Annotated in this window: 25 protein-coding genes and 1 pseudogene; 14 read left to right on the plus strand and 12 right to left on the minus strand. The window is 72.3% G+C overall.

Annotation, left to right across the window (positions count from 1 at the left end; genetic code table 11):
* Position 1: 1 nt before the first annotated feature.
* Positions 2 to 595 (minus strand): DNA-binding response regulator, encoded by a 594-nt coding sequence (locus OHS18_RS20605; protein ID WP_328618152.1) that lies wholly within the window; start codon positions 593 to 595, stop codon positions 2 to 4.
* A gap of 160 nt (positions 596 to 755) precedes the next feature.
* Here OHS18_RS20605 and OHS18_RS20610 point away from each other — a divergent pair, with 160 nt between their 5' ends.
* On the plus strand, positions 756 to 1,007 hold the full coding sequence (locus tag OHS18_RS20610) for a hypothetical protein (RefSeq protein ID WP_328618153.1): 252 nt from the start codon (positions 756 to 758) through the stop codon (positions 1,005 to 1,007).
* Positions 1,008 to 1,055: 48 nt separating this feature from the next.
* Here the strand turns inward: OHS18_RS20610 and OHS18_RS20615 are convergent, their stop codons facing one another.
* Positions 1,056 to 1,622, minus strand: a complete 567-nt coding sequence (locus OHS18_RS20615; RefSeq protein WP_328618154.1) for a TetR/AcrR family transcriptional regulator — start codon at positions 1,620 to 1,622, stop codon at positions 1,056 to 1,058.
* Positions 1,623 to 1,698: 76 nt separating this feature from the next.
* On the opposite strand from OHS18_RS20615, the gene OHS18_RS20620 reads away from it, so the two are divergent.
* Entirely contained in the window at positions 1,699 to 2,652 is a 954-nt protein-coding gene (locus OHS18_RS20620; RefSeq protein ID WP_328618155.1) for an alpha/beta hydrolase, read from the plus strand.
* On the plus strand, positions 2,649 to 3,086 hold the full coding sequence (locus OHS18_RS20625; RefSeq protein WP_328618156.1) for a hypothetical protein: 438 nt from the start codon (positions 2,649 to 2,651) through the stop codon (positions 3,084 to 3,086). The genes OHS18_RS20620 and OHS18_RS20625 overlap by 4 nt, the downstream gene beginning before the upstream one ends.
* Here OHS18_RS20625 and OHS18_RS20630 read toward each other — a convergent pair.
* From OHS18_RS20630 to OHS18_RS20640, 3 genes and pseudogenes are all read right to left on the minus strand, one after another.
* Entirely contained in the window at positions 3,077 to 3,433 is a 357-nt protein-coding gene (locus tag OHS18_RS20630) for an STAS domain-containing protein (protein ID WP_328618157.1), read from the minus strand. The two genes, OHS18_RS20625 and OHS18_RS20630, sit on opposite strands and share 10 nt — an antisense overlap.
* Positions 3,430 to 4,654: pseudogene (locus tag OHS18_RS20635) on the minus strand (PP2C family protein-serine/threonine phosphatase). Before OHS18_RS20635 ends, OHS18_RS20630 begins: the two are co-directional and overlap by 4 nt.
* A complete protein-coding gene (locus OHS18_RS20640) occupies positions 4,654 to 5,454 on the minus strand; it encodes an alpha/beta fold hydrolase (protein ID WP_328618158.1) in 801 nt (266 codons plus the stop codon). Before OHS18_RS20640 ends, OHS18_RS20635 begins: the two are co-directional and overlap by 1 nt.
* Before the next feature lie 287 nt (positions 5,455 to 5,741).
* On the opposite strand from OHS18_RS20640, the gene OHS18_RS20645 reads away from it, so the two are divergent.
* The 6 genes from OHS18_RS20645 (at position 5,742) to OHS18_RS20670 (ending at position 13,116) form a co-directional block, all read left to right on the plus strand.
* Entirely contained in the window at positions 5,742 to 9,212 is a 3,471-nt protein-coding gene (locus OHS18_RS20645) for a ricin-type beta-trefoil lectin domain protein (protein WP_328618159.1), read from the plus strand.
* A gap of 178 nt (positions 9,213 to 9,390) precedes the next feature.
* The gene (locus OHS18_RS20650) at positions 9,391 to 9,570 is read left to right on the plus strand and encodes a hypothetical protein (RefSeq protein WP_328450229.1); all 180 of its coding nucleotides are present in this window, start codon (positions 9,391 to 9,393) and stop codon (positions 9,568 to 9,570) included.
* Positions 9,567 to 10,040, plus strand: coding sequence for a sigma factor-like helix-turn-helix DNA-binding protein (locus tag OHS18_RS20655; RefSeq protein ID WP_328618160.1), 474 nt, complete (start codon positions 9,567 to 9,569; stop codon positions 10,038 to 10,040). Before OHS18_RS20650 ends, OHS18_RS20655 begins: the two co-directional genes overlap by 4 nt.
* A 63-nt stretch (positions 10,041 to 10,103) precedes the next feature.
* Positions 10,104 to 10,496 carry an STAS domain-containing protein gene (locus OHS18_RS20660; RefSeq protein WP_328450226.1) on the plus strand — a complete coding sequence of 131 codons (393 nt, stop codon included), beginning with the start codon at positions 10,104 to 10,106 and terminating at the stop codon, positions 10,494 to 10,496.
* Positions 10,497 to 10,722: 226 nt separating this feature from the next.
* Positions 10,723 to 12,279 (plus strand): alpha/beta hydrolase, encoded by a 1,557-nt coding sequence (locus OHS18_RS20665; RefSeq protein WP_328618161.1) that lies wholly within the window; start codon positions 10,723 to 10,725, stop codon positions 12,277 to 12,279.
* Positions 12,280 to 12,480: 201 nt separating this feature from the next.
* Positions 12,481 to 13,116: a PaaI family thioesterase gene (locus OHS18_RS20670; protein ID WP_328618162.1), complete on the plus strand. Its 636-nt coding sequence runs from the start codon at positions 12,481 to 12,483 to the stop codon at positions 13,114 to 13,116.
* A 378-nt stretch (positions 13,117 to 13,494) separates the two neighbouring features.
* On the opposite strand, the gene OHS18_RS20675 is transcribed toward OHS18_RS20670, so the two are convergent.
* Both OHS18_RS20675 and OHS18_RS20680 read right to left on the minus strand, forming a co-directional pair.
* Positions 13,495 to 13,830: a hypothetical protein gene (locus OHS18_RS20675; RefSeq protein WP_328618163.1), complete on the minus strand. Its 336-nt coding sequence runs from the start codon at positions 13,828 to 13,830 to the stop codon at positions 13,495 to 13,497.
* Positions 13,831 to 13,965: 135 nt separating this feature from the next.
* A complete protein-coding gene (locus OHS18_RS20680) occupies positions 13,966 to 14,193 on the minus strand; it encodes a hypothetical protein (protein ID WP_328450219.1) in 228 nt (75 codons plus the stop codon).
* A gap of 216 nt (positions 14,194 to 14,409) precedes the next feature.
* Between OHS18_RS20680 and OHS18_RS20685 the strand changes: the two genes are divergently transcribed.
* Complete coding sequence (locus OHS18_RS20685; protein WP_328618164.1) at positions 14,410 to 14,871, plus strand: hypothetical protein; 462 nt, start codon at positions 14,410 to 14,412, stop codon at positions 14,869 to 14,871.
* A 7-nt stretch (positions 14,872 to 14,878) separates the two neighbouring features.
* Here the strand turns inward: OHS18_RS20685 and OHS18_RS20690 are convergent, their stop codons facing one another.
* From OHS18_RS20690 to OHS18_RS20700, 3 genes are all read right to left on the minus strand, one after another.
* Positions 14,879 to 15,619, minus strand: coding sequence for a GAF and ANTAR domain-containing protein (locus OHS18_RS20690; RefSeq protein ID WP_328450215.1), 741 nt, complete (start codon positions 15,617 to 15,619; stop codon positions 14,879 to 14,881).
* Between the two features lie 48 nt (positions 15,620 to 15,667).
* Positions 15,668 to 16,387, minus strand: coding sequence for a GAF and ANTAR domain-containing protein (locus tag OHS18_RS20695; RefSeq protein WP_328618165.1), 720 nt, complete (start codon positions 16,385 to 16,387; stop codon positions 15,668 to 15,670).
* A 116-nt stretch (positions 16,388 to 16,503) separates the two neighbouring features.
* Positions 16,504 to 17,655 carry a N(5)-(carboxyethyl)ornithine synthase gene (locus tag OHS18_RS20700; RefSeq protein ID WP_328618166.1) on the minus strand — a complete coding sequence of 384 codons (1,152 nt, stop codon included), beginning with the start codon at positions 17,653 to 17,655 and terminating at the stop codon, positions 16,504 to 16,506.
* A gap of 148 nt (positions 17,656 to 17,803) precedes the next feature.
* On the opposite strand from OHS18_RS20700, the gene OHS18_RS20705 reads away from it, so the two are divergent.
* Positions 17,804 to 18,247: a DUF5994 family protein gene (locus tag OHS18_RS20705; protein ID WP_328450209.1), complete on the plus strand. Its 444-nt coding sequence runs from the start codon at positions 17,804 to 17,806 to the stop codon at positions 18,245 to 18,247.
* 13 nt (positions 18,248 to 18,260) lie between these two features.
* On the opposite strand, the gene OHS18_RS20710 is transcribed toward OHS18_RS20705, so the two are convergent.
* Positions 18,261 to 19,328 carry a fatty acid desaturase family protein gene (locus tag OHS18_RS20710; RefSeq protein ID WP_328450207.1) on the minus strand — a complete coding sequence of 356 codons (1,068 nt, stop codon included), beginning with the start codon at positions 19,326 to 19,328 and terminating at the stop codon, positions 18,261 to 18,263.
* Between the two features lie 171 nt (positions 19,329 to 19,499).
* Here OHS18_RS20710 and OHS18_RS20715 point away from each other — a divergent pair, with 171 nt between their 5' ends.
* The 3 genes from OHS18_RS20715 (at position 19,500) to OHS18_RS20725 (ending at position 20,908) form a co-directional block, all read left to right on the plus strand.
* Positions 19,500 to 20,186, plus strand: a complete 687-nt coding sequence (locus OHS18_RS20715) for a DUF4386 domain-containing protein (RefSeq protein ID WP_328618167.1) — start codon at positions 19,500 to 19,502, stop codon at positions 20,184 to 20,186.
* A 177-nt stretch (positions 20,187 to 20,363) separates the two neighbouring features.
* On the plus strand, positions 20,364 to 20,519 hold the full coding sequence (locus OHS18_RS20720) for a hypothetical protein (RefSeq protein WP_328618168.1): 156 nt from the start codon (positions 20,364 to 20,366) through the stop codon (positions 20,517 to 20,519).
* Positions 20,516 to 20,908, plus strand: coding sequence for a PaaI family thioesterase (locus OHS18_RS20725; RefSeq protein ID WP_328618169.1), 393 nt, complete (start codon positions 20,516 to 20,518; stop codon positions 20,906 to 20,908). The genes OHS18_RS20720 and OHS18_RS20725 overlap by 4 nt, the downstream gene beginning before the upstream one ends.
* Here OHS18_RS20725 and OHS18_RS20730 read toward each other — a convergent pair whose 3' ends face one another.
* Complete coding sequence (locus OHS18_RS20730; RefSeq protein WP_328450201.1) at positions 20,909 to 21,880, minus strand: magnesium transporter CorA family protein; 972 nt, start codon at positions 21,878 to 21,880, stop codon at positions 20,909 to 20,911.
* Positions 21,881 to 22,031: the final 151 nt, after the last annotated feature.

Consider the following 22,031-nt stretch of genomic DNA (forward strand, 5'->3'; position numbering starts at 1 on the left):
CTCAGCCGGACAGCCAGCCGAACTCCTGGGCCCGCAGGATCGCCCGTATGCGGTCGTCGACGCCCATTTCGCGGTACAAGGCTTTCAGCAGCCGGAACATCTCCCGTTCGGAATAGCCCGCCCGGCCGGCCAGCTGGGCGACCGTCGACCCGGTCGACAGTTGCCGCAGCCAGGAGAGCTGCACGGGGGTCAGCATCGGCGGTGGCGCGGGCGGCCCGGTCGCGAGGGCCGTCACGACCGCGGCCGGCAGCACCGCCTGCCCGTCGGCCGTCGCCTCGACCGCGCGCAGCAGTGCCTGCGCGGTCGCGCCACGCGGCACCACGCCCGCCGCCCCGGCCCACACCGCACGAGCGCCGTCGGCGGGCGGCCCGCCGTCGAGCAGAGCGACGACCACGCTCTCGTCACTCAACCGCTCCAGCAGTTCCCAGTCGGTGTCGGTCAGCAAACTCAGCAGCACCACGCCATCCCGGCGGTGCCGTGCCCAGGCGAGAACGTCGCCGGGGGCGTCGACCGCGTGCCCGGCGGTGGACAGCACAGCTTCGGCGCCGTGCCGGAACATCGGCAACGGGTCGAGTACCACGACACGCAGGCCCACCGGCCACAGCAAACATCAACAGCCGCCGCGGAACCGGCACGACGCGCGCTTCCGGCGTGAATTCCGCCGAATCCTGGCAGGGTCCTGCCACAGCCCGGCATGGACCGGCGGCGACGGCCGAACCTAGCTTGAGACGTCCGGCGATGTGTCTGGAGGGCCCGTGGTTCACGACGACGACATCCGCCCGCCGGAGACCATCCCGATCAGGACCGCGGACGTCGCGGCGAAAGGCCGTCTCTCGCGGCCGCCCGAGGACATCCACCGGCTGATCGTGGCCGAAGCCGCCCACGGCCGCGGGGCTGGTGCCATCCGGGAAGCGTTCTTCAAGAAACACCACCGGCAAGTCCCCCTGGAGTGGGTGTTGTACGTCCTGGAGGAAGCACGCAAAGCCGCCGAACGACGGACGCACTGAGCACCGGCCTGACGACGCACGTGGCCTGACTGGCCGGGGCCGAGCTCGCTACCTCGGACCGGCGCCGTCGGTGAAGTAGGGCAGGACCATCTCCAGCAACGCCGTCACGTCCGCGTCGGCCATGGGTTCGCCGGTCATGCCCATGCGGTGGAGCAGGGTTCCGACGACCACGTCGACGAAGAACAGGATGCGGTTCTCCGGCTCGGCGAGGGCGTCCTGAAGGGCCAGGCGGTACGGGTCCTGCAAGCGCGTGGCCAGGATCTCGCGCAGGGCCGGGTCGCTGACGGCGTCACTGAACACGCCCGCGAACGCGTCGCCCACTCCGGGCTCGCCGATCTTCGCGGCTATCCAGCGGATCGACGACGCCATGACCTCGGCCCGGCTCGCGCCCTCCAGGGGCAGCGGGCCGAACGCGTCCAGGAGGCAGTCCACGATCAGCTCGCCCTTCGACGGCCAGCGGCGGTAGATCGTCGTCTTGGCGACGCCCGCCGCGGCGGCGATGCGCTCGACCGTGGCCGCCGCGTAGCCGAGGGCGTGGACCGTGCTCAGCGTGGCCGCGAAGACCGCCTCGTTGACGCCGGCGCGGGGGCGGCCGGGAGGCCTGGCGGAACTCATGGGCCCATCTTATCGGTTTTCGCTACCCTTGGTATCGATACCTGAGGTAGCGTAACTATCGAGACAAGGAGAACCCATGAGCGAGAGCAGCACGACCCAGCGGCCACCGGTGCCGGACTGGTCGGCGATCACGCCCGGCGAACTGGTCACCTACCGCGAGGCCGAGAACCGCGTCCGGGCGTCCGGCGCGGCGCGGGTGATCACCGGGGAGCCCGATCCCGGTGCCCTGATCGAGTGGCGGGACCTCGCCCTTCCCGGCCGTGACCTGCCGGTCCGGGTGTACCGGCCGGTGAGCGGGAACGACGTGCTGCCCCTCGTGCTCCACGTGCACGGCGGCGGCTTCGTCGGCACGGCGGCGCAGTGCGACTGGGTGAACAGCCACGTCGCCGCCCGGTTGCCCGCGGTCGTCGTGTCGGTCGAGCACCGGCTCCTCGACGCGGACACGCCGCTCTCGGCGGCCGTCGACGACGGCTGGGACGCGCTCCGGGAAGTCCTGCGAGACGCCGAGGAGTGGGGCGTCGACCCGGCGCGAACCGCCGTTTTCGGCGAGAGCTGCGGCGCGCTGATCAGCGCGATGGCCGCGATCCGGGCCCGGGACGCCGGGCTCCGGCTCCTGGCTCAGGTGCTGGTCAACCCCGCCGTCGACGCGACCGGCACGATGCTCGACCACGCGTCGGTCACCGCATATGGCGACAGCCCGACGCTCACCGTGGGGCAGCTCGAACTCTTCCGGCGGCTCGCCGTTCCGCCGGGCACCGACGCCCGTGCGGTCTCGCCGCTCTACGCCGGCAGGCTGGGCGGCCTGGCGCCGGCGCTCGTGGTGCTGCCGACCCACGACCCGGTGGCCGACCACGGCCGCCGTTACGCCGACCGGCTGCGCGCGGCGGGGACTTCCGCGCGGCTCACCGAATATCCCGGGGCCGGGCACGCGTTCCTCAGCATGCCGGGCGTGGCACCGCAGGCCGAGGCCGCGCGGGCGGAGATCCTCGAGTTCCTCCGCACCTCTTTCGCCACCGGAGAAATCCGATGACCCGCACCGGACGCCGGGCGGTCACGGCGATGTACGCGGGCCTCGCGCTCACCGTCCTCACGACGATCGTCCCGTACGCGACCCACCTGCTGGCCGACCTCGTCCGGGCCGGCTATCCCACCTATACCGCGGCGCAGGTCGACACGGCCGTCTCGGTTTACCTGGCCTTGTCGTCCGCCGTCGGCGGGCTCGGCGTCCTCGCCTGGCTCACGACGACGTGGGCCGTCCGGGCGGGCAAGCGCTGGGCGCGCCCGGCCACGACCGTGCTGCTGGTGCTCGGGGTCGCGATCGGCCTGACCGGGCTGCTCGTCAAGGACACCTCCGGCGACACCGGCTTGCCCTCGGCACTCGGGTGGACCGGGCTGGCACCGTGCCTGGCTGCGCTGCTCGCCGTGGCGCTGCTGTGGCGGCGTCCGGAGACGCATTACCGCTGAGCGGCCCAGGCGCGGTCGGCGTCGGCGATCGTGGGGTGCGCGGGGAAGAAGTCGGCCAGGCCGATGAGCCGGAGGCTGCGCTGCACCTGGCTCGGCACCCCGACCAGGGCGATCCCGGCCTCGGCCGCGAGGGCCAGGTTGCGGGCCGCCAGAAGGGCGGAAATGCCGCTGGAGTCGCAGAACGTCAGGGCCGACAGGTCGACGATCAGGTGCTCGCCGCGGCTCAGGGTCAGGGCCTCGATCGCCGCGCGGGCGGCCGGCGAGGTGGCGGCGTCGAGCTCACCGGCGAACTCCAGCACCGTGCCCGTGGCGGACGCGCGGGTGGCCGTCGTGAACGCCGCGGTCACGGGTGGGTCCGCGCGGGGATGCTCAGGGCCAGCAGGGCGGTGTCGTCCTCGACGCCGTCGCCGAAGCCGGTGAGCAGGGCGGTCAGCTCGGCGATCACCGCCGGGGCCGTGGTGGACGCGCGCGTGGTGAGGAACTCCAGGAGCTGTTCTTCGCTGTAGCGGTCCCGGCCGGGTGCGGTGCGGGCTTCGGTGAGGCCGTCGCTGTAGAGCAGCAGCGTGTCGCCGGGCCAGGTGCAGGCCGGCCTGGGTGAACCGGGCGCCGGGCACCGCGCCGACGAGCATCCCGCCCGGGGTGTCGACGAACGCCGCGGTGCCGTCGGCGCGGACCAGGACCGCCGGCGGGTGGCCGCCGCTGGCCAGGGTGATCGCGCAGCCGCCCGGCTCCGGGGTGAGCGCGCCGTAGATGGCGGTGCAGTACCGCGGGTCGGTGCCGCGGAACTCCTGGTGCAGCACGGTGTTGAGGTTGGCGAGCACGCCGACGGGGTCGGGGTCGTAGACGGCGGCGGCCCGCAGCGTGTAGCGGGCCAGGGACGTCACCGCGGCCGCGACGGCGCCCTTGCCGGAGACGTCGCCGAGGAAGAACCCCCAGGTGCCGCCGGTGAGCGGGAACAGGTCGTAGAAGTCGCCGCCGACCTCGTCGACCGACGCGGGGTGGTAGTAGGCGGCCACCTCCAGACCGGGGACGGCCGGCAGCGTGGGCGGCAGCAGGGTGCGCTGCAGGATCGCCGCGAGCTCCCGGGCCCGGTCGCGTTCGACGTCGGCCTGGCGGCGGGCGCGCAGCAGTTCCTCTTCGTAGGCGCGGCGGTCGCGGGCGTCGAAGATCGTGCTGCGGATCAGCTGGGCGGTGCCGTCGGCGCCCGCCTTCACCGTCGAGGTGACGAGCACCGGCAGCCGGGTCCCGCCGGCGGTCTGCAGCTCCAGCGCCAGGCCGCCGGCCTCGCCGTGCATCGCCAGCATCGGCGCGATGTGCGTCTCGTGGTAGATCCGGCCGCCGACGGTCAGCAGGTCGGCGAACCGGCGCCGGCCCACCAGGTCGTCGCGCCGGTGGCCCAGCCAGCCGAGCAGGGTGGTGTTGATCTTCGCGATGGTGCCGTCCAGCAACGTCGAGAGGTAGCCGCACGGCGCGTTTTCGTAGAGGTCCTCGGCGCTGTCTTCGAGCAGGGCCGGAAACGCGGCCCTGCTCGTGTCCTCACTGCCGTCGGTGTCCCCGGTTTCGCACATCACGGCGTTTCCGCGAACGTTCGGATCGCGTCAGTGGTCGCCTCTGGCGCGCTCAGCTGCGGGCAGTGCCCGATCGCGTCCAGCGTCACCAGTTCGCTGCCGGCGATCCGGTCGCGCACGAACGCGCCGACCTCCGGCGGGGCGATGGCGTCCTGCGCGGTCTGGACGACCAGCGTGGGCACCGTGACCGCCGGCAGGTCGGCGCGGTTGTCGGAGAGGAACGTGGCCCGTGCGAACACCCGCGCGATGACCGGGTCGGTGCGGCAGAAACTGTCCGTCAGCTCGCCGCCGAGCTCGGGGCGGTCCGGGTTGCCCATGATCACCGGCGCCATCGCCGCCGACCAGCCCAGGTAGTTGGCTTCGAGGGAGTCGAGCAGCTCGTCGATGTCCGCCCGGCTGAACCCGCCGCGGTAGTCCCCGTCGTCGAGGTAACACGGCGACGGCGTGAGCAGCACCAGCTTGGCGAACCGCGCCGGCGCGCGGTTCACGGCCAGCACGGCGATCATCGCCGACACCGAGTGCCCGACGAGGACGACGTCACGCAGGTCCAGCTCGTCGCAGATCCCGAGGATGTCCTCGGCGTAGGCGTCGAGCCCGGCGTACCGCTTGGCCGACCACGACGCGATGTCCGATTTCCCCGCGCCGACGTGGTCGAACAGCACCACGCGGAAGCGGCCGGCCAGCGCGGGGGCGACGAGCCGCCAGAGGTTCTGGTCGCAGCCGAAACCGTGGGCGAGCAGCACCACGGGGCCGTCGGCCGGGCCCGTGACGACCACGTTGTTCCTGCTGCGCGCGTCCATCGGGTCATCCTGCCAGGCGAACGCCCTCCGGCGGGTTCCGGTGCCCGATCGAGACGGTCTCCGCCGGCCGGCTGTTTGACCGGCGGAGACCGCCCGTCCCCGGCTTACCCCGCACGGGCCGCGGCAAACGGCCGGGACCCGAAAGAGCCACCCGCACCGGACCAGCACGGCACCGTGGTCCGTCCATTGAGGACACTTCGGGCGGTTCTGCTGCATTCGGCGGCTGAAATGTCCGGTGGACAACGTTGACAGTGGATCAGCAGGTCTGCGTGGACAAGGGAGTGCGCGTGTTCCGATCACCGTCGCTGAAGCTGATCCACACCCTGGTCGCGGTCGTGACGGGCGTGGCCGCCGTCACCGGAGTCGCCGCCGCCCGGGATCCGAGACCCGCGCAGGTGGACCAGGCCGTCGTCCAGGACGGGCACGCCCGGTTCGAGGTGCTGACGCCGACGCTGATCCGGCTCGAATACGCCGGTGACGACCGGTTCCAGGACCTGACCACCTTCAACGCCGTGAACCGGTCCTTCCCCGCCCCCGCCTACACGACCACGGTGACCGGCGGCGTCCGCGAGATCAAGACCGCCGGCCTCACCCTGCGGTACCGGCAGAACAGCGGCCCGTTCACCCGCGACAACACGTCGGTGCTGCTCACGACGACGAACGTCACGGCCGCGCCGCTGTTCCCGTCCTACTGCGCCTTCGCCACGGCCTGCGAGGCCGAAAACGGCGTGCCGGGCGGGTCGGCGTCGACCGCCTACGACCACACCGGGAACACCGGTTCGGGATTCCTCGCCGGGTTCACGTCGGTCGGGGCGTCGCTCGCCCAGGACGTCTCCGCGGTGCCGTCGGCCGGGCAGTACCGGCTCACCGTCCGCTACGCGAACGCGCAGGGCGGCGACGGCCAGACCACCACGCGCACGCTGTCCACCACGGTCAACGGCGCGCCCGGGCCGAAGCTCTCGCTGCCGGCGACGTCGTCCTGGAACACCTGGGCGACCGCGTCGGTGACGGTTCCGCTGACCGCCGGGACGAACGCCGTCCGGATCGACCGCAAGTCCGGTGACTCGGGCAACGTCAACCTCGACAGCCTCGCCGTCACGACGACCACCGCGGCCTACCCCGCCGCCGACACCTCGCTGCTCGCGACCGCCTACGGCGCCGGGCCCAAGTCCGTGCTGGGCGGCTGGGACCGGTCGCTGGACAACCCGGAGGCCGTCCCGACGCCGCAGCACCCCGGCCTGCTCGACCGCGACGGCTGGTACCTGCTCGACGACACGCACTCGGCCGTCCTCAACGCCGACCGCACCGTCACGGACCGGGCGTCGCACGGCGCGCAGCCCTACCAGGACGGCTACTTCTTCGGCTACGGCAAGGACTTCAAGCAGGGCCTGGGCGACCTCAACGCCCTCACCGGCGGCACGGCGCTGCTGCCGCGGTCCGCTTACGGCGTCTGGTTCTCCCGCTACTTCGCCTACTCCGACAACGACTACCGCACGTCGCTGCTGCCGAAGTTCCGCTCCACCTTCACCCCGATCGACTGGCTGGTCGTCGACACCGACTGGAAGTCGCCGTCGCAGTGGAACGGCTGGAACTGGAACACCGCGCTCTTCCCGGACCCGCAAGGGTTCCTGAACTGGACGAAACAACAGGGCCTGGCCGTCTCGCTCAACATCCACACGTCCATCGCGGGCAACGACCCGAAGTTCGCGGCGGCGAACACGACCGCGGGCGGGCTGATCGCCGACGGCTCGAACTACGTGTGGGACTGGTCGAACCCGGCGCACCTGCGCTCCTACTTCGACCTGCACAAGCCGTTCGACGCCCAGGGCGTCCGGACGTGGTGGCTGGACTACTGCTCCGGCTGCGGCCGGTCGAGCGCGTCGGACACCGGTGTCGCGCCGGACAACTTCATCAACCAGGCCTACGCCGACCACGCGGCGGCCCAGGGCCTGCGCGGCTTCTCCTTCGGCCGCATCGGCGGCGCCGAACAGGGCGGCATCCACAGCAGCTACCCGCTCGGGCCCTGGTCGGAGCGCCGCAACACGCTCCAGTTCACCGGCGACACCCCGCTGAGCTGGGACATGCTCGCCTACGAAGCCCGCTTCACGCCGGACGAGGCGGCCGCCGGGCTCAGCAACGTCAGCCACGACATCGGCAGCTTCCACGGCGGGCACCTGCCCGACGACCTCTACGCGCGGTGGCTGCAGCTGGGCGCGTTCCAGCCGATCGACCGGCTGCACTCCGACCACGGCGACCGGCTGCCGTGGGACTACCCCGGCGCGGCGGGCGACAGCGCGGAGAAGTTCCTGCGGCTGCGCGAGTCGCTGGTGCCCTACACCTACACGCTGGCCAAGCAGGCGAACCAGACCGGCGTGCCGATCACCCGGCCGCTCTACCTGAACTACCCGGACCAGGACGCGGCCTACACCCACCCGCAGGAGTACCTGTACGGCGACAACGTCCTCGTCGCGCCGATCACCGCCGCGAGCGGCTCGGTCTCGGCGTGGATCCCGCCGGGCACCTGGACCGACTACTTCACCGGCACCGTCTACACGGGACCGTCGACCGCGACGATCACCAAGCCGCTGTCGGAGATGCCGGTGCTCGTCAAGGCCGGCGGCATCGTGCCGATCCGCACCAACTACACCGACAACGCCGCCGCGCCGCTGGACCAGCTCACGCTGAACGTGACGGCGGGCGCCGACGGGAGCTTCTCGCTGTACGAGGACTCCGGCGAAGGCGCCGGCGCGTCGTCGACCACCCGGTTCGGCTGGCAGGACGCCGCGAGGACGTTGACGGTCGACGCGGCCGCCGGCACCTCCCCGGCCAAGGCCTACACCCTGCGGCTGGCCAACGCGGCCGCGCCGACCGCGGTCTCGGTGGACGGCCAGCGGCTGCCCGAGACGGCGTGGGCCTACAACGCGCACTCCCGCACGGTCACCGTGACCACGGCGAGCCTGCCGTCGAACGCCCGGCACACCGTCACCTTGACCGGCACCGCCGCCGACAACCCGGCGGCGGGCCAGGTGACCGGCCGCGGCGGGCTCTGCCTCGCCGTCCACGGCGGCGCGTCGGCCGACGGCACGCCGCTGGAGCTGGCCGCCTGCGACCACTCGGCGGGCCAGCAGCTCACCCCGCCGACCGGTGGGGGCACGGTGCGCGTCCTCGGCAAGTGCCTCGACGTCGCCGGCGGCTCGACGGCCGCGGGCACGCCGGTGCAGCTCTACACCTGCAACGGGACAGCCGCGCAGGCGTGGAGCCTGACCACGGCGGGCAAGCTGACGAACGCCGGCCGGTGCCTGGCCGCCACGGCGGCGGGCGACGGGATGCGCCTGGCCGACTGCGCCGACACGGCCGACCAGGCCTGGCGCTTCCCGCCGGCACCGGTCACGGGCCCGGCCGGGCTCTGCGCCGACGTCGTCGACGCCTACCCCGCGTCGGGCAGCGCGGTGCAGCTCTACGGCTGCAACGGCACCGACGCGCAGCGGTGGTCCGCGCCGGGTGACACGTCGGTGCGCACGCTCGGGAAATGCCTCGACGTCGTCAACGCCGGCACCGCGAACACCACGCCGGTGCAGCTGTGGGACTGCAACGGAAGCCCGGCGCAGCAATGGGTTCCGGCCGCGAACGGGGCGCTGCGCAACGTCGGTGCGGGCCGCTGCCTGGACGACCCGGACAACGCCGGCAAAGCCGGGGACCGGCTGCGGATCTACGACTGCAACGCCTCCGCCGCGCAGCGCTTCGCCCTGGGATCCTGACCACCCCGGCCACGATCCCTGGAGGTCAGGTCGCTGTCCTGCGGGTCAAGCTCACGGTCTTCGCGCCCGGGCGGCCCATCGAGCGGACTCACCGGACAGCGCCTAAACTCTCCTCACGTCGCGGCACCCCCGGACCCCGGTGGCCGAGCACACCCCACTCGCCGATCGGGAGCAGCTGATGAACAGCGTTCAGCACGCGACCAGGCCTGTCGTCACGCGAGAATTCACCCGCCGGGCCGCCGGCGCCTGGATCCGCGCGGCCGACGCCGGGCTCATCGACGCCGCCGAGCTCGTCTGGCTGCTGAGCCACCTGCCCGGCGAGCCGAGCGACCGGACCGGCGTCGAGGCGAACGGATGACGACCGGCAGCCCCACCCGGCCGGTGGCGTCCTGGCGGCCCGCCGAAACCGATCTTCCCGGGCGGATGCTGACGCTCGTCTACCGCGTCGCGATGCAGACCGGGCGGTCCCAGCGCACGAGCACCGCGTTGTGCCGCCGGGTGCTCGCCGCGGCACCCGAGGTGGACCGGCGCTGCCGGAACGCCGCCGCCGAACGGCAGGTGCGCGCCCGTGTCCTGGTGGCGCTGCGGGCGGACCTGGCGCCGCGGATCGAGCGTGCACGGCTGGACGCGGCCCTGCACGACGCCGTCCTGCTCGACGAGGTCGCGCAGCTGCCGCCCCGCCAGCGCTTCGCCCTGTGGTCCACCGCCGTGGACCGCCTCACGACGGCCGAGCTGGCCACCCGCACGGGCTGGACGCCGCCGCAGATCGCCCGGCTGCTGCGGGCCGCGCTGCGGACCGTGACCTCGGGCGCCACGCTGCCGGAGTGAGAACCGGCACTCGACCTCGGGCACCACGCTGCGGGCGCCGGACGCCCGGGAGAGACTGGTGCGGTGTCCAGCAACGAACCCCCTGAGCCGCCGCCGCTGGTGATCCCCGACGAGCAGCCGGCCTTGCAGTGCAGTGTCAGCCGCCGCGGCAGCGCGGTCGTCGTCGCCGTGGCCGACGAGCTCGACCTCCTGACCGTCCCGGAGTTCAGCCGGACCCTGACCGCGCTGCAGGCGGCCGCGGCCGGGCCCGTCGTGCTGGACCTGACGGCGGTGACCTTCCTCGACTCGAGCGGCATCAACGCCATCGTCCGGGCCAGCCGCGACGCCGACGACAACCCCACCCGGCTGCGGGTCGTCGCCACCGGCCCCACGGTGCTCAAGACCATCCAGCTCGCCGGCGCCCACGAGCTGATCACGCTCGCCCCGACCGTCGACGACGCGCTGGCCCTGCCCTGACGTGCGCGAAGCGGAGCACCGGGGAGTTCCCGGTGCCCCGCTCCGTCGTGCCCGCGGGCGGTGGCACGGCACTCGCGTGAACACTTTTCGCGGCTGCGGCCAACAGGGGACGACCCTGCACGCTGACGCGAAAAACGATCTTCGGTGACAACCTTTCCCCACCGGCTCACGTCTTGGGAGCCGAGAGTTCCACTGGGGTTGCACCGAAAACTGGAGGATCCTTCCCTTGCCCACCGCTCTGACCCGTCGTGCGGGCCGGCTGGTGGTCGCCGTGCTGGCGACCGCTCTGGCCCTGCCCGGCGTGCCCGCCGACGCCGCCACCCCACCCGAACCGGCGGCACCCCACCTGACCTGGTCCGACTGCCAGGACGGCTTCCAGTGCTCGACGGCGCCGGTGCCGCTGGACTACGACCAGCCGACCGGCGCCCAGATCCAGCTGGCGCTGATCAAGCTCCCGGCCACGGACCCGGCGAAGCGCATCGGCACCCTCTTCGTCAACTTCGGCGGCCCCGGCGCGTCCGGGCTGCAGCGGCTGCGCGAGCGCGGCAAGTGGCCGTGGCTGTTCTCGCCCGAGCTGCGGTCCCGCTTCGACGTCGTGTCCTGGGACCCGCGCGGCATCGCCAACAGCACGGCCGTCCGGTGCTTCGACACCGAGGCGGACCAGCAGGCGTTCTTCGGGTCGTTCCCGGAAATGCCCGGCGACCCGAGCGGCGAAGCGCCCTTCTTCGCCGCCTCGAAAGACCTCGCCGACCGGTGCGGCCAGAAGGCGGGGAACATCCTCCAGCACGTCTCGACGGCGAACACCGCCCGGGACCTGGACGTGCTGCGCCGCGCCGTCGGTGACCAGAAGCTGACCTACCACGGGATCTCGTACGGCACGTTCCTCGGCGCCGTCTACGCCAACCTGTTCCCGGACCGGATCCGGGCCATGGTCTTCGACGGCTCGATGGACTTCGTCGGCAGCGCCACCGGCCACGACGGCACGGGCCGGACGGTCCCGCTGGACACCCGGCAGGACGTCCCGCGCGGCATCTCGGACACGTTCGACCAGTTCCTGAAGCAGTGCACCGCGGCCGGCCCGGACTGCGCTTTCTCCTCGGGTGACCCGAAGGCGAAGTGGACCGAGATCATGACGCGGGCCCAGCGGGGCCCGATCACCGTCCCCGGCGCCGACGGTCCGGAGACCTGGACGTACTCCGGGATCATCAACACCGCCGGCGACCTCTCGGACCTGCGGGGCTGGCCGGACATCGCGGACCTGTTGCAGCGCTTGTACGACGCCCGGACCACGGTGACCGCCGCGCGGACGGCGAGCACCACCGGCGAGCAGTACACCTCGAACCGCACCGAGGCGTTCAACGCGATCCAGTGCACCGACAGCGACGTCCCGGCCGATCCGGCGATCTACAGCCGGTACGCCGCCTCGGAAGACCAGCGGGTGCCGTACTTCGGGCGGATCGGCGCGCTGGACATGATGAGCTGCGCCTACTGGAAGGCGAAGGACACCGACCGGTACACCGGGCCGTGGAACCGCTGGACGTCGGCGCCGATCCTGGTGATCAACAACCGGTACGACCCGTCGACGCCGCTGCACGGCGCGCAGGACGGCGCCGCGGAACTGGCGCGCGCCAAGGTGTTCGTGACCGACGGCTTCGGGCACTCGTCGATGTACGCGCCGAGCACGTGCACGGAACAGGTCAAGCGGAACTACCTGATCTCCGGGACGTTCCCGGCGGCGGGCAAGACCTGCGGGCTCGACGCGAACCCGTTCGTCACGCAGTGACCGCGGGCTTCGGCAGGTAAGCGAAAGCCGTGAAGGCCTCCTTACCGGCTCTTGTGGCCGGTAAGGAGGCCTTCACGGCAACGGCGGCAGCGCGATGTCGCTGCGGGTGCCGACCTGCCACGCGAGCGGATCGACGGCCGGACCGGGCGGGGAAGATCCTGCTAATGTGGAACACGTTCTAGTTCCGCGGGCAGGAGGACGATGGCCGAACCGCAGCTCAGGGGCGCCTACCCGGTGGTCCCCGGCGTGCCGCCCGCGCGGGCCCTGCTCGGTTCGCGGATCCGGGAGCTGATCGAGGCCGCGGTGTGCGTGCGCGACGACGAGGCCGACCTGGTCGCCGCGGCGAGGCGGATCGAAGACGTCACCGAGGTCCTGCGCGCCGCCGGCGGTGCGTCGCCGTTGCTGCTCGCCGCGCTCGACGGCGGCGGGTACCTGAGCATCAACAACCCGGTCGAAGGGCCGGGAAACCCGCTGGCCCCGCCGCTGTCGTGGGTGCACGTCGGGCCGGACTCGGTGCGGGCCGATCTGCTTCTCGGCGCGGCACACGAAGGGCCGCCCGGGCGCGTGCACGGCGGCTGGGTGGCCGCGGTGCTGGACCACGTGCTGGGCCGCGCCACCGCGGCGGCCGGCTTCCCCGGCATGACGGCGTCCCTGACGGTCGACTACCACCAGGGCACGCCCTACGGCGTCCCGCTCACCGCGGAAGGCCGCCTGACCAGCCGCGACGGCCGCAAGGTCCACGCCGCCGGCGAACTGCGCGCGGGCGACACCGTCTGCGCGACGGCGACGGCCTTGCTGGTCCAGTTCCGCCCCGGCCACCTGCCAACCCCCTCGTAACCCCCGCTCCCCCGGCCCCCGCGCCGGATTCGCGACGCGTGGTGCTGTTGGCGCGAACCCAGCCTCCACAGTCTGCCGCGGCCCTCGTGAGTGGTTAGGGCGGTTAGAACCGCCCTAACCACTCACGACGAGCCGCGGCAGACCACTCACCGGCGCTCGCCACGAATTCGCCAACAGCACCGTGTCGACTCCCCAATCACGCGAGTCGACCCTCCAATCACGTCAACCGACCCTCCAGGTACGCGGGCCGACTCTCCGGGTACGCGGGCCGACCGCTCGGGTACGCAAACCCGCTACCCGGCCCGGTTCCGGCGCCGCAACCACCGCCGTCCGACCCTGCCGTCCGACTCCCGATCGACTCCCGGCGCGGCCGGACCGCTAGGTCACCGGGCCGCGGTTCGGCAGTTCTAGCACCACCGTGCGCTTTCCGGTGTCGTCGTCGTCCGCGGGGCGCGGGGGCAGGGGCTCGCCGGGTGGGCGGGCGTCGAGGATGTCCGTCGACCGCACCAGCCGCAGCGGGGTTTCGGGGGTCGCGCGGAACGGGCGGACCCGGACCCACGTGGTGCTCGTGTGCTCGTCGCGCAGGCAGGGGCCGGCGATCGTGCCGATGCGTTCCGGCGACGTCCGCAAGCCGGGCATCGACGGCTCCCGGCGGCCGCGGTAGCGGACCTGCCACCCCTGCGGATACCCGCCGGGACCGGCGCCCTCGGCCATCTCGTCACCCCGCTCGACTCGGACGTCGCTTCGAGCGCCGTGGTCCGGGGCGCGACGTCCAGCGTAAGCCCGGGTGGGGCGCGCCGGGCTCGGCCAGGCGGGTGGTTCCCCCGGTGAGTCCTTTGAGGACGGACGTCAGCCGGGCGGGCGCCGGGGCGTGATGCCGATGACGTCGCGGTCCGGCACCCGGATCGCCGGGCCGTCGCCGAGCGGGGCGAGCGGGATCGTTTCGAGGCCGGTGCCCGGATCCCGCGACGGCGGCCCGAGGACCACACCGGCCGACCAGCCGGGTCCCCGCCGGTTCCGGTAGGTCAGGACCCAGCCCACCGGGTACTCGTCGTCCAGATCGCCGGTCAGTCCCACGATGCCACCCCGATTCGTCGACGAAGGGATCGCCGGGGTCCGGGGCGGTGGTCCAGCCTACGCGGGTACCGGCGCGCCCCGGCAGCTCCAGCCGGGTGGTCCGGAAGCCCGCCGGAACCGGTAAAGTCGGGGGTGACGCCCCGGACCTCGGCGCTTGTTTCCGACGGCAGCGCGAGGCGGGAGCCCGGCGCTCGAACCGAACGCCGAGGCGAAACCATGCTCATCCGCGCGATCTGGGCCGCGGCCACGGCCTTCGCCGGCGTATTCGCGACGCTCGCGGCCGTGGGCGCGCCGGTCGGTGCCATGCTCGGCTGGAGCCTGCCGGCGGCGGCCGTCGGCGCGGTTGCCGCCGTTGTGCTGCCACGGCGGCGGAAACGCGGCCCGGACACCCCGGCGGACCGGAGCACGAACGACGTCGTCGCCGCGATCACCCGGCCGCCGCAGGCTCCCCGGCCGGTCGCCGAGCTGAGCACCGACGATCTGTGCACAGCTTGGCGGCGCAGCTACTTCCAGCTGCTCGTCGCGCGGGATCCCGCGACCCGCCGGAGCATGGTGCAGCGCCGGCAGGACTACCTCGACGAGCTCGAGCGGCGCGACCGCCGCGGTTTCGTCCGCTGGCTGCACAGCGGCGCCCGCGCCGGCGGTGATCCGGGGCCGTTCCTCCGGACCCGCCGGTGAACGCGGGCTAGACCTTGCGGCTCGGGCGCGCCAGGACGAGGCCCGGGTCCAGCGTCCGTTCGGCGATCGCGCGGGCGACGTCGCTCAGCCGCAGGTTGTGGCCGCGGCTGTACCCCCGCAACGCGACGAACGCGTCGTCCATGCTGAGCCCGCCGGTCACGGCCAGGACGCCCTTCGCCTGCTCGATGGTCACCCGGCTGTTCAACGCGGTCTGCAGCTGCTCGGACATCGTCTCCCCGTGCCGGATGGCCCGTTCCTGGAGGATGCCGATGGTCGCGGTGTCGGCGAGCCCTTGCGCCAGGTCGACGTCGTCGGCCGAGAGCCTGCCCGGCCGGGCGCCGAAGAGGTTCAGCGCGCCGATGGTCTGCTTGCGCAGCCGCATCGGGAGCGCGTGCACCGAGGCGTACTCCTGGCGGGCGGCTTCGGCGGCGAACCGGGGCCACTGGCCGGCTTGCGCGGCGACGTCGGCGACCAGCACCGGCACCCCGCTCGCGAAGCAGTCCACACACGGGCCTTCGTCGCTGCTGAGCTGGAACAGTTCCAGCAGCCGGGCCTGTTCGGTCGAGGAGGCGAGGACCTGCAGGCTGCCGCGCTCGTCGACCAGGGTCAGGCCGGCCGCGGCGACGTCGAGCAGCTCCACGCACCGCCGCACCAGCGTGTGCAGCAGGTCGGCGACGTCGAAATCGTCGACGAGCGTGTCGGCCAGTGCGACGAACGTCCGGGTCACCTGTCGTTCACGGTCGGCCATGCCCACCATCTCCTCGTTTCTCGTCGGATCTGTTCATGGTGGATCCCTTCAGGGCTCCAGGTCCAGCCGGAGCCGGCCGGCCACGATGTCGGCGGCGACGTCGAGCAGCGTGCGGCCGTGCCCGAAGGCGTGGGCGCGCATCTTCGCCAGCGCTTCCGCGGCCGGCACGTCCAGCTGCGCGATCAGCATCCCGGTGGCCTGGTGCACCTCGCGGTGCCGCATCCCGGCGCTCTCCATCCACCGGCCGTCCCCGTCGAGCCACCGGTCGCCGCCGAGCAGGCCCGACAGCGCCAGCGCGGCGATGTCGGCCACCTGCAGGGCGGTCGCCAGCTCGACCGTGGTCAGCGAGCCCGGGGTCGCCCGGTAGGTGTCCAGGGTCGCGACGCGCACGACCCCGATCTGCAGCGGGAACGTGAACAGCGCCGCCACCGGGTGCGCGACGGCCTGGGCGGCGAACACCGGCCAGGCCGGCGGGAGCGCGCCGACGAGGTCGGGGTGCAGGACCGGGCCGCCCAGGGAATAGGCCTCGTAACACGGCCCTTCCCCGAGGGTGAGCTGCAGCTCGGCCAGCTCGGCGCTCACCGGGTCGCTGGTGTAGACGACTTCGCGGTGCCCGGCGTCGGCCATCACCGACACGGCGGCGCCGTCCACCGGGAGCAGCCGGACGAACGCCCGGCACACCCGGCCGACCGTGTCGACCCCGCTGCCCGGTGTGCCGTCCGCGAGCGCGGCGAGCACGCTGGTCCGCAGCGCGTCGAGCTCAGCCACCGGCCTGCCGCCAGCGCATCCTGGTCTCCCTCGGGTCGGTGTCCTGCACCGCCACACCGACTGGGAAGGGACAGGGTCCGGATCGCTCCGCAACGCGGGTGTGTTGTCGGGACAACCTACCCCGCGACGTGCGGATACGCCGCCGAGCGGTGCTGGAAGGCGAGGATCGCGGGATTGCGGATGACGCCGTCGCGGATCTCGACGGCGCGCCGCACGGTCTCGTGACCGTCCCATTCGGACGGTCCGCCGAGCACCGGCCGCAGCAGCGGGAGCAGCGCCTCGCTGATCTCCCACGTGGCCGAGTTCCACAGGTAGGACGGGCTGTGGTCGACGGCGTAGTAGGTGATGCCGTCGCCGACCGTGAAAGCCGGGTGGGCGAACGTGGTGGGCTTCGCCCAGCTGAAACCCATGCCCTCGTCGCAGGAGACGTCGACGATGAGGCTGCCCGGCGCGAACGCGGCGAGGTCTTCCTCGATGAGGAACGTCAGCGGCTCGGCGGTGTCCTGCAGCACGCAGTTGACGACGATGTCGTGCTCGGCGAGGAACCCGGCCAGCGGCACGCGGCCCCGGCCGTTCACCGCGTGGCTGCGCCGGAGGTCGCCCGGGTTGTTCTCGTCGTGCTCGAAGTGCACCATCGTGGCGGAATGGATCGGCGAGCCGACCGCGGCGATCCCCCGGCCGGTGAGGACGTGCACGTCGTGCACGCCGTGCGCGTTGAGCGCGGTCACCGATCCCCGTGCCGTCGCGCCGAAACCGATCACGACCGCCTTCAGCCGGCGGCCGTAGTCCCCGGTCGAGCCGGCCAGCTGCAGCGCGTGCAGCACCGAGCAGTAACCGGCGAGCTCGTTGTTCTTGTGGAAGACGTGCAGCCCGAACGAGCCGTCGCGGTGCCAGTGGTTCATCGCCTCGAACGCGATCAGCGTCAGCTTGCCGTCGATCGCCAGCTGCGTGAGCCCGGTGTCCTGGACGCAGTGCGGCCAGCCCCACAGCACCTGGCCGGTCCGCAGTTCGGCGACGTCTTCGCGCAACGGCTTGGCGAGCAACAGGACGTCGCACTCGGCGACGAGCTGTTCGCGGGTGCGCAGGCCGCCGACGAGGCCGGCCAGCTGTTCGTCGGCGACGCCGAAGTCTTCGCCGTAGCCGTGTTCGAGGAAGATGCGTTCGCGGAGATCGGCTTCGATCAGCTCGAAGTGGCGCGGGTGAATGGGAAGGCGGCGTTCGTTTTCCTTGCGGGAACGCGCGACGACGCCGAGGGTGAGCTGGTCCACGAGGGCCCCTTTGGTAGACCCCAGTCTTAACACACGGTGCGTGTAGTGTCTGTGGTGACCGAGAGCATTTCGCGCGCGGGCGCTCGAGCCCGCGCCGTCCTCGGGCGCGTTCCGGGCGCGATCGGCGGCCGGAGACGGGAGAACCGACATGACGTCGGTCCCACACACAGTCACCGCCCCCGCGGCCGAAGAGCACGCGCTCCGGCTGCGGTTGAAGCCGAAGGGACCCACGACCGGGTACGTCGACGGCGCGTGGTGGCCGCGCTCGGCCGACCTGGTCGGCGAGCTGCCGGAACTGTTCGCCGTACTGGCCGTCCGGCTGGGCCGGATCGAGCGGGTCACGTTCCACCTCGGCGACTTTTCCGAGCCGCCACGCCGGATCGTCCACGACGGCGAGCGGGTCCGGCTGGAGGGGTTCCGGTCGCAGCGAGCCGGCACGGTGACCGTGATCGGCGCTTCGGACCGGCACCGCGTGACCCTGCTGACGGTGCCGGCGGACGCGAACCCGGAAGCCGCGCACGACGTGCAGATGGCGGCGGCGCACCGCGACAACACCGACACCGTGGAGACGTTGCTGGGCCGCCTGACGTAGCCCGCCCGCCGGTCTACTGTGGACGTCCGGGCAGCGCGAGCCGGAAGATCTTGCGGACCACCGAGCCGAGCTGCCGGGACAGTGAGCCCGTGTTGTACGGCAGGCCGTGGTCCTCGCAGATCTCCCGGACCTCGGCGGCGATCCGCGGGTAGCGGTGGCTGGGCAGGTCCGGGAACAGGTGGTGCTCGATCTGGTGGCTGAGGTTGCCCGACAGCACGTGGAACAGCGGGCTGCCGGTGATGTTCGCCGAACCGAGCATCTGGCGCAGGTACCACTGGCCCCGGGTCTCGTGCTCGCTCTCCTCCTCGGCGAAAACCTCGGCGCCGTCGGGGAAGTGGCCGCAGAAGATGATCGAGAACGCCCACAGGTTGCGGAGCACGTTGGCCGTGACGTTCGCGGACAGCGTCAACGGCGCGAGCGGTCCGGTGAGCAGCGGGTGGACCACGTAGTCGCGGCCGGCCTGGCGCGCCGTCTTGCGCAGCATCGGTTTCAGCAGCGGGACGACGTCGCGCCAGCTGCGCCGCCGTTGCACGATCCGGTCGACCTCGAGGTCGTGCAGCATGATCCCGTACTCGAAGAACACCGCCTGCGCCGCGGCGTAGACCGGGTTGCCGAGGTAGTACGGGTGCCACGGCTGGTCCTCGGTGATCCGGAGGATGCCGTAACCGACGTCGCGATCCTTGTCGAGGATGTTGGTGTAGGTGTGGTGCATGAAGTTGTGCGAGCGGCGCCACTGCTCGCCCGGGCACACCATGTCCCACTCGAACGTCCGCGAGTTCAGCGCCGGGTCCTTCATCCAGTCGTACTGGCCGTGCATCACGTTGTGGCCGATTTCCATGTTGTCCAGGATCTTCGACAACGTGAGCGCCGCGACCCCGCCCGCCCAGGCGGGCGGGAACCAGCCGGCGAACAACAGCACCCGGCCGGCGACCTCGCAGAACCGTTGCACGGCAACGACGTTGTGGATGTAGTCGGCGTCTTCCGCGCCGAGCTCGCCGGCGACGCGGGTGCGCAGCTTGTCCAGCTCCGCGCCGATCTGCTCGATCTCGACGGGGTCGAGCTCCTTGTGCGTGGTGGTCATCAGCTGGTCTCCTCGGGCCGTTCGACTGCGGTCGCCTGGGTCCGGGGCGCGCCCCCAGCGTAGGCGCGCTCGCCGCGGCCGGGCTCGGCCAGGCGGGTGGTCCCGGATCGTTTCCACCGGCGGCACACGCGCGTAACGTGGCGCACCGGAGACCGACAGCCGGAGCGGCACATGGACTCACCGAGGAAGACCGCGCTCGTCGCGGGCGTGCTCTACCTGCTCACCTTCGTCTCGATCCCGACACTCGCGCTCTACGGCCCGGTGCGCGGCCGCAACTACGTCACCGGCGACGGCCCGGACACCGCGGCGGTCGTCGGCGGCGCCTTGGAGGTCGTTGTCGCCTTCGCCTGCGTCGGCACCGCTGTCACCCTGTTCCCGATCTTGAAGCGGCAGAACGAATCCGTCGCGCTGGGCTTCGTCGGTGCCCGGACCCTGGAGGGCGCGGCGATCATCGCCGGGGTCGCGTGCCTGCTGACCGTCGTGACGCTGCGGCGGACCGGCGCCGGCGCCGACGCGGTCGTCAGCGGTCAGGTGCTGGTGGCGCTGTACGACCGGCTGTTCCTGCTCGGGCAGAGTCTCATGCCGGCGGTGAACGCGCTGCTGCTCGGCTCGCTGCTCTACCGCTCGCGCCTGGTGCCGCGCGCGCTGCCCGTGCTCGGGTTCGTCGGCGCGCCACTGCTCCTGGCGGCCACGCTGGCCACGATGGCCGGCGCCGTCGAGCGGGACGCCCCGGTGGTGGCGCTGGCCGCGCTCCCGATCGCGTTGTGGGAGCTGTCGCTGGGAATCTGGTTGATCGCCAGGGGATTCCGGCCGTCGCCCCTCACCTCCGCCGACCGGGCCGCCGACCCGGCGGCGTGATCGATCTCCCCACGCCGAGGACGGTACCCAAAAGCCCGGCGCTGCTGTGTTTTCGGATTCCCGGTACCGTCGGGACATGCCCGAACCGACACGTCGCGGCCCGTACGTCAAGGGGATCGCCCGGCAGCGGCAGATCCTGCGCGAGGCGCCGGCCGCCTCCTCGACGACCTCGCCGACGTGACCGCGCACACCGCCAGGACGCCCGGCCTGGTCCGGCTCTTCCTCGAGATGACCGCGGCCGACCCGGAACACGCGGCCCAGTGGCTGCTCGATCCGTCGATCGACCTCGAGGACGACCTCGGCCTCGCCCGGGTCCTGCAGGCGGCCCGGTGAGCACCCCGCCGCCGGGCTTCGTCCTGCTGGAGTCGTCGCCGTTCGTCGCGCTGGTCGGGCCGATCCACGTCAACGACGACGGCGTCCTCGGGGTCCACGTCCGCGAGGAGCACCGCAACACGCTCGGCACGGTCCACGGCGGCTTCCTGATGACGCTGGCCGACATCTCCGCCGGCCGCACCGCGCGCCACGCGATCGGTGAGGGCGCGGTGGTCCGCACGGTCAGCTCCACGGTCGACTTCCTCTCGCCGGCCGCGGTCGGCAGCTGGCTGGAGGTCGAGACCACAGTGGACCGCGTCGGCCGGCGCGCGGTCTTCACGTCCTGCCGGGTGACGTCGGCGGGAACGACGGTGGCGCGGGCGAGCTTCGTCCTGCTGCGCAGCCAGTAGTCAGAGCCAGTCGCGTCGGCGGAAAATACCGAACAGCAATGCCGACAACAACACGATCGCCAGCGTCGACATCCAGAACCCCAGCGGGCTGCCGCTGCCCGGGTACGGCACGTTCTGGCCGAAGAACCCGGTCACCGCGGTCGGGACGGCGATCACCGCGGCCCAGCCCGTCACCTTCTTCATGATCAGGTTGAGCCGGTTGCCCTGCAGGTTCAGCTGCGTCTCGCGGATCGTGGAAACCAGCTCCCGCAACGACTCCGTCCATTCCGACGCGCGCAGCACGTGGTCGTAGACGTCCTGGAAGTACGGCGCGGTGGCCTCGTCGAAGAACGGCTGGTCGCGGCGCATCAGCGCGTTGACGACCTCGCGCATCGGCAGCACCACCCGGCGCAGCGCGGTCAGGCTCTTGCGCAGCCGGAACGAGCGCCGCTGCAGCTCGGCCTGGTCCGGGCGGTCGTCGAAAACGAGGTCCTCCAGGCGTTCGATCTCGTCGTCGAGTGCTTGCACGGCCTCGAAATGCCCGTCCACGACGTAGTCGAGCAGCCCGTGCAGCAGGTACGGGACACCCGAGCCGGCCAGGTCCGTGGCGGCGTCCCAGCGCGCGACGACGGCGTCCATCGCGAACCGGTCGTCCTTGCGGACCGTCACCAGGGCGTGCGGCATCACGAACGCGGCCAGCTCGGACGTCCGCACCCGGCCGCTCTCCTGGTCGAAATCGGCCGAGTACGCGGTCAGGAACGCGTGGCGGTCGTAGCGGTCCAGCTTGGGGCGCTGGTGTTCGTGGACGGCGTCCTCCACGGCCAGGCGGTGCAGCCCGAACTCCTCCGTCAGCGCGGCGAGGTCGGCCTCCGACGGCTCGCACAGGTCGACCCACACGGTCGTGTCCTCGTCGGCGAGGAAGTCCGACACCCGCTCGACCGGGAACCCCTCCTCCTTCAGCTCGCCGCCGCGGTACGCCCTGGTCATCGTCATTTCCCCGGATTACCCCGGCACCGAGCCGGTCACACCGATCCCCCCGTTCGTGAGAAGTGCACCGAGTGCGACGCGCGGGTACCCCCCTCGGGATTACCCCTCGCGACGGGAAACCCGGCCGGGGAGACCGGCTACTGTCAGCACCACCAGT

It is taken from the genome of Amycolatopsis sp. NBC_00355 (assembly GCF_036104975.1).
In the GTDB taxonomy this organism is placed as follows: Bacteria; Actinomycetota; Actinomycetes; order Mycobacteriales; family Pseudonocardiaceae; genus Amycolatopsis.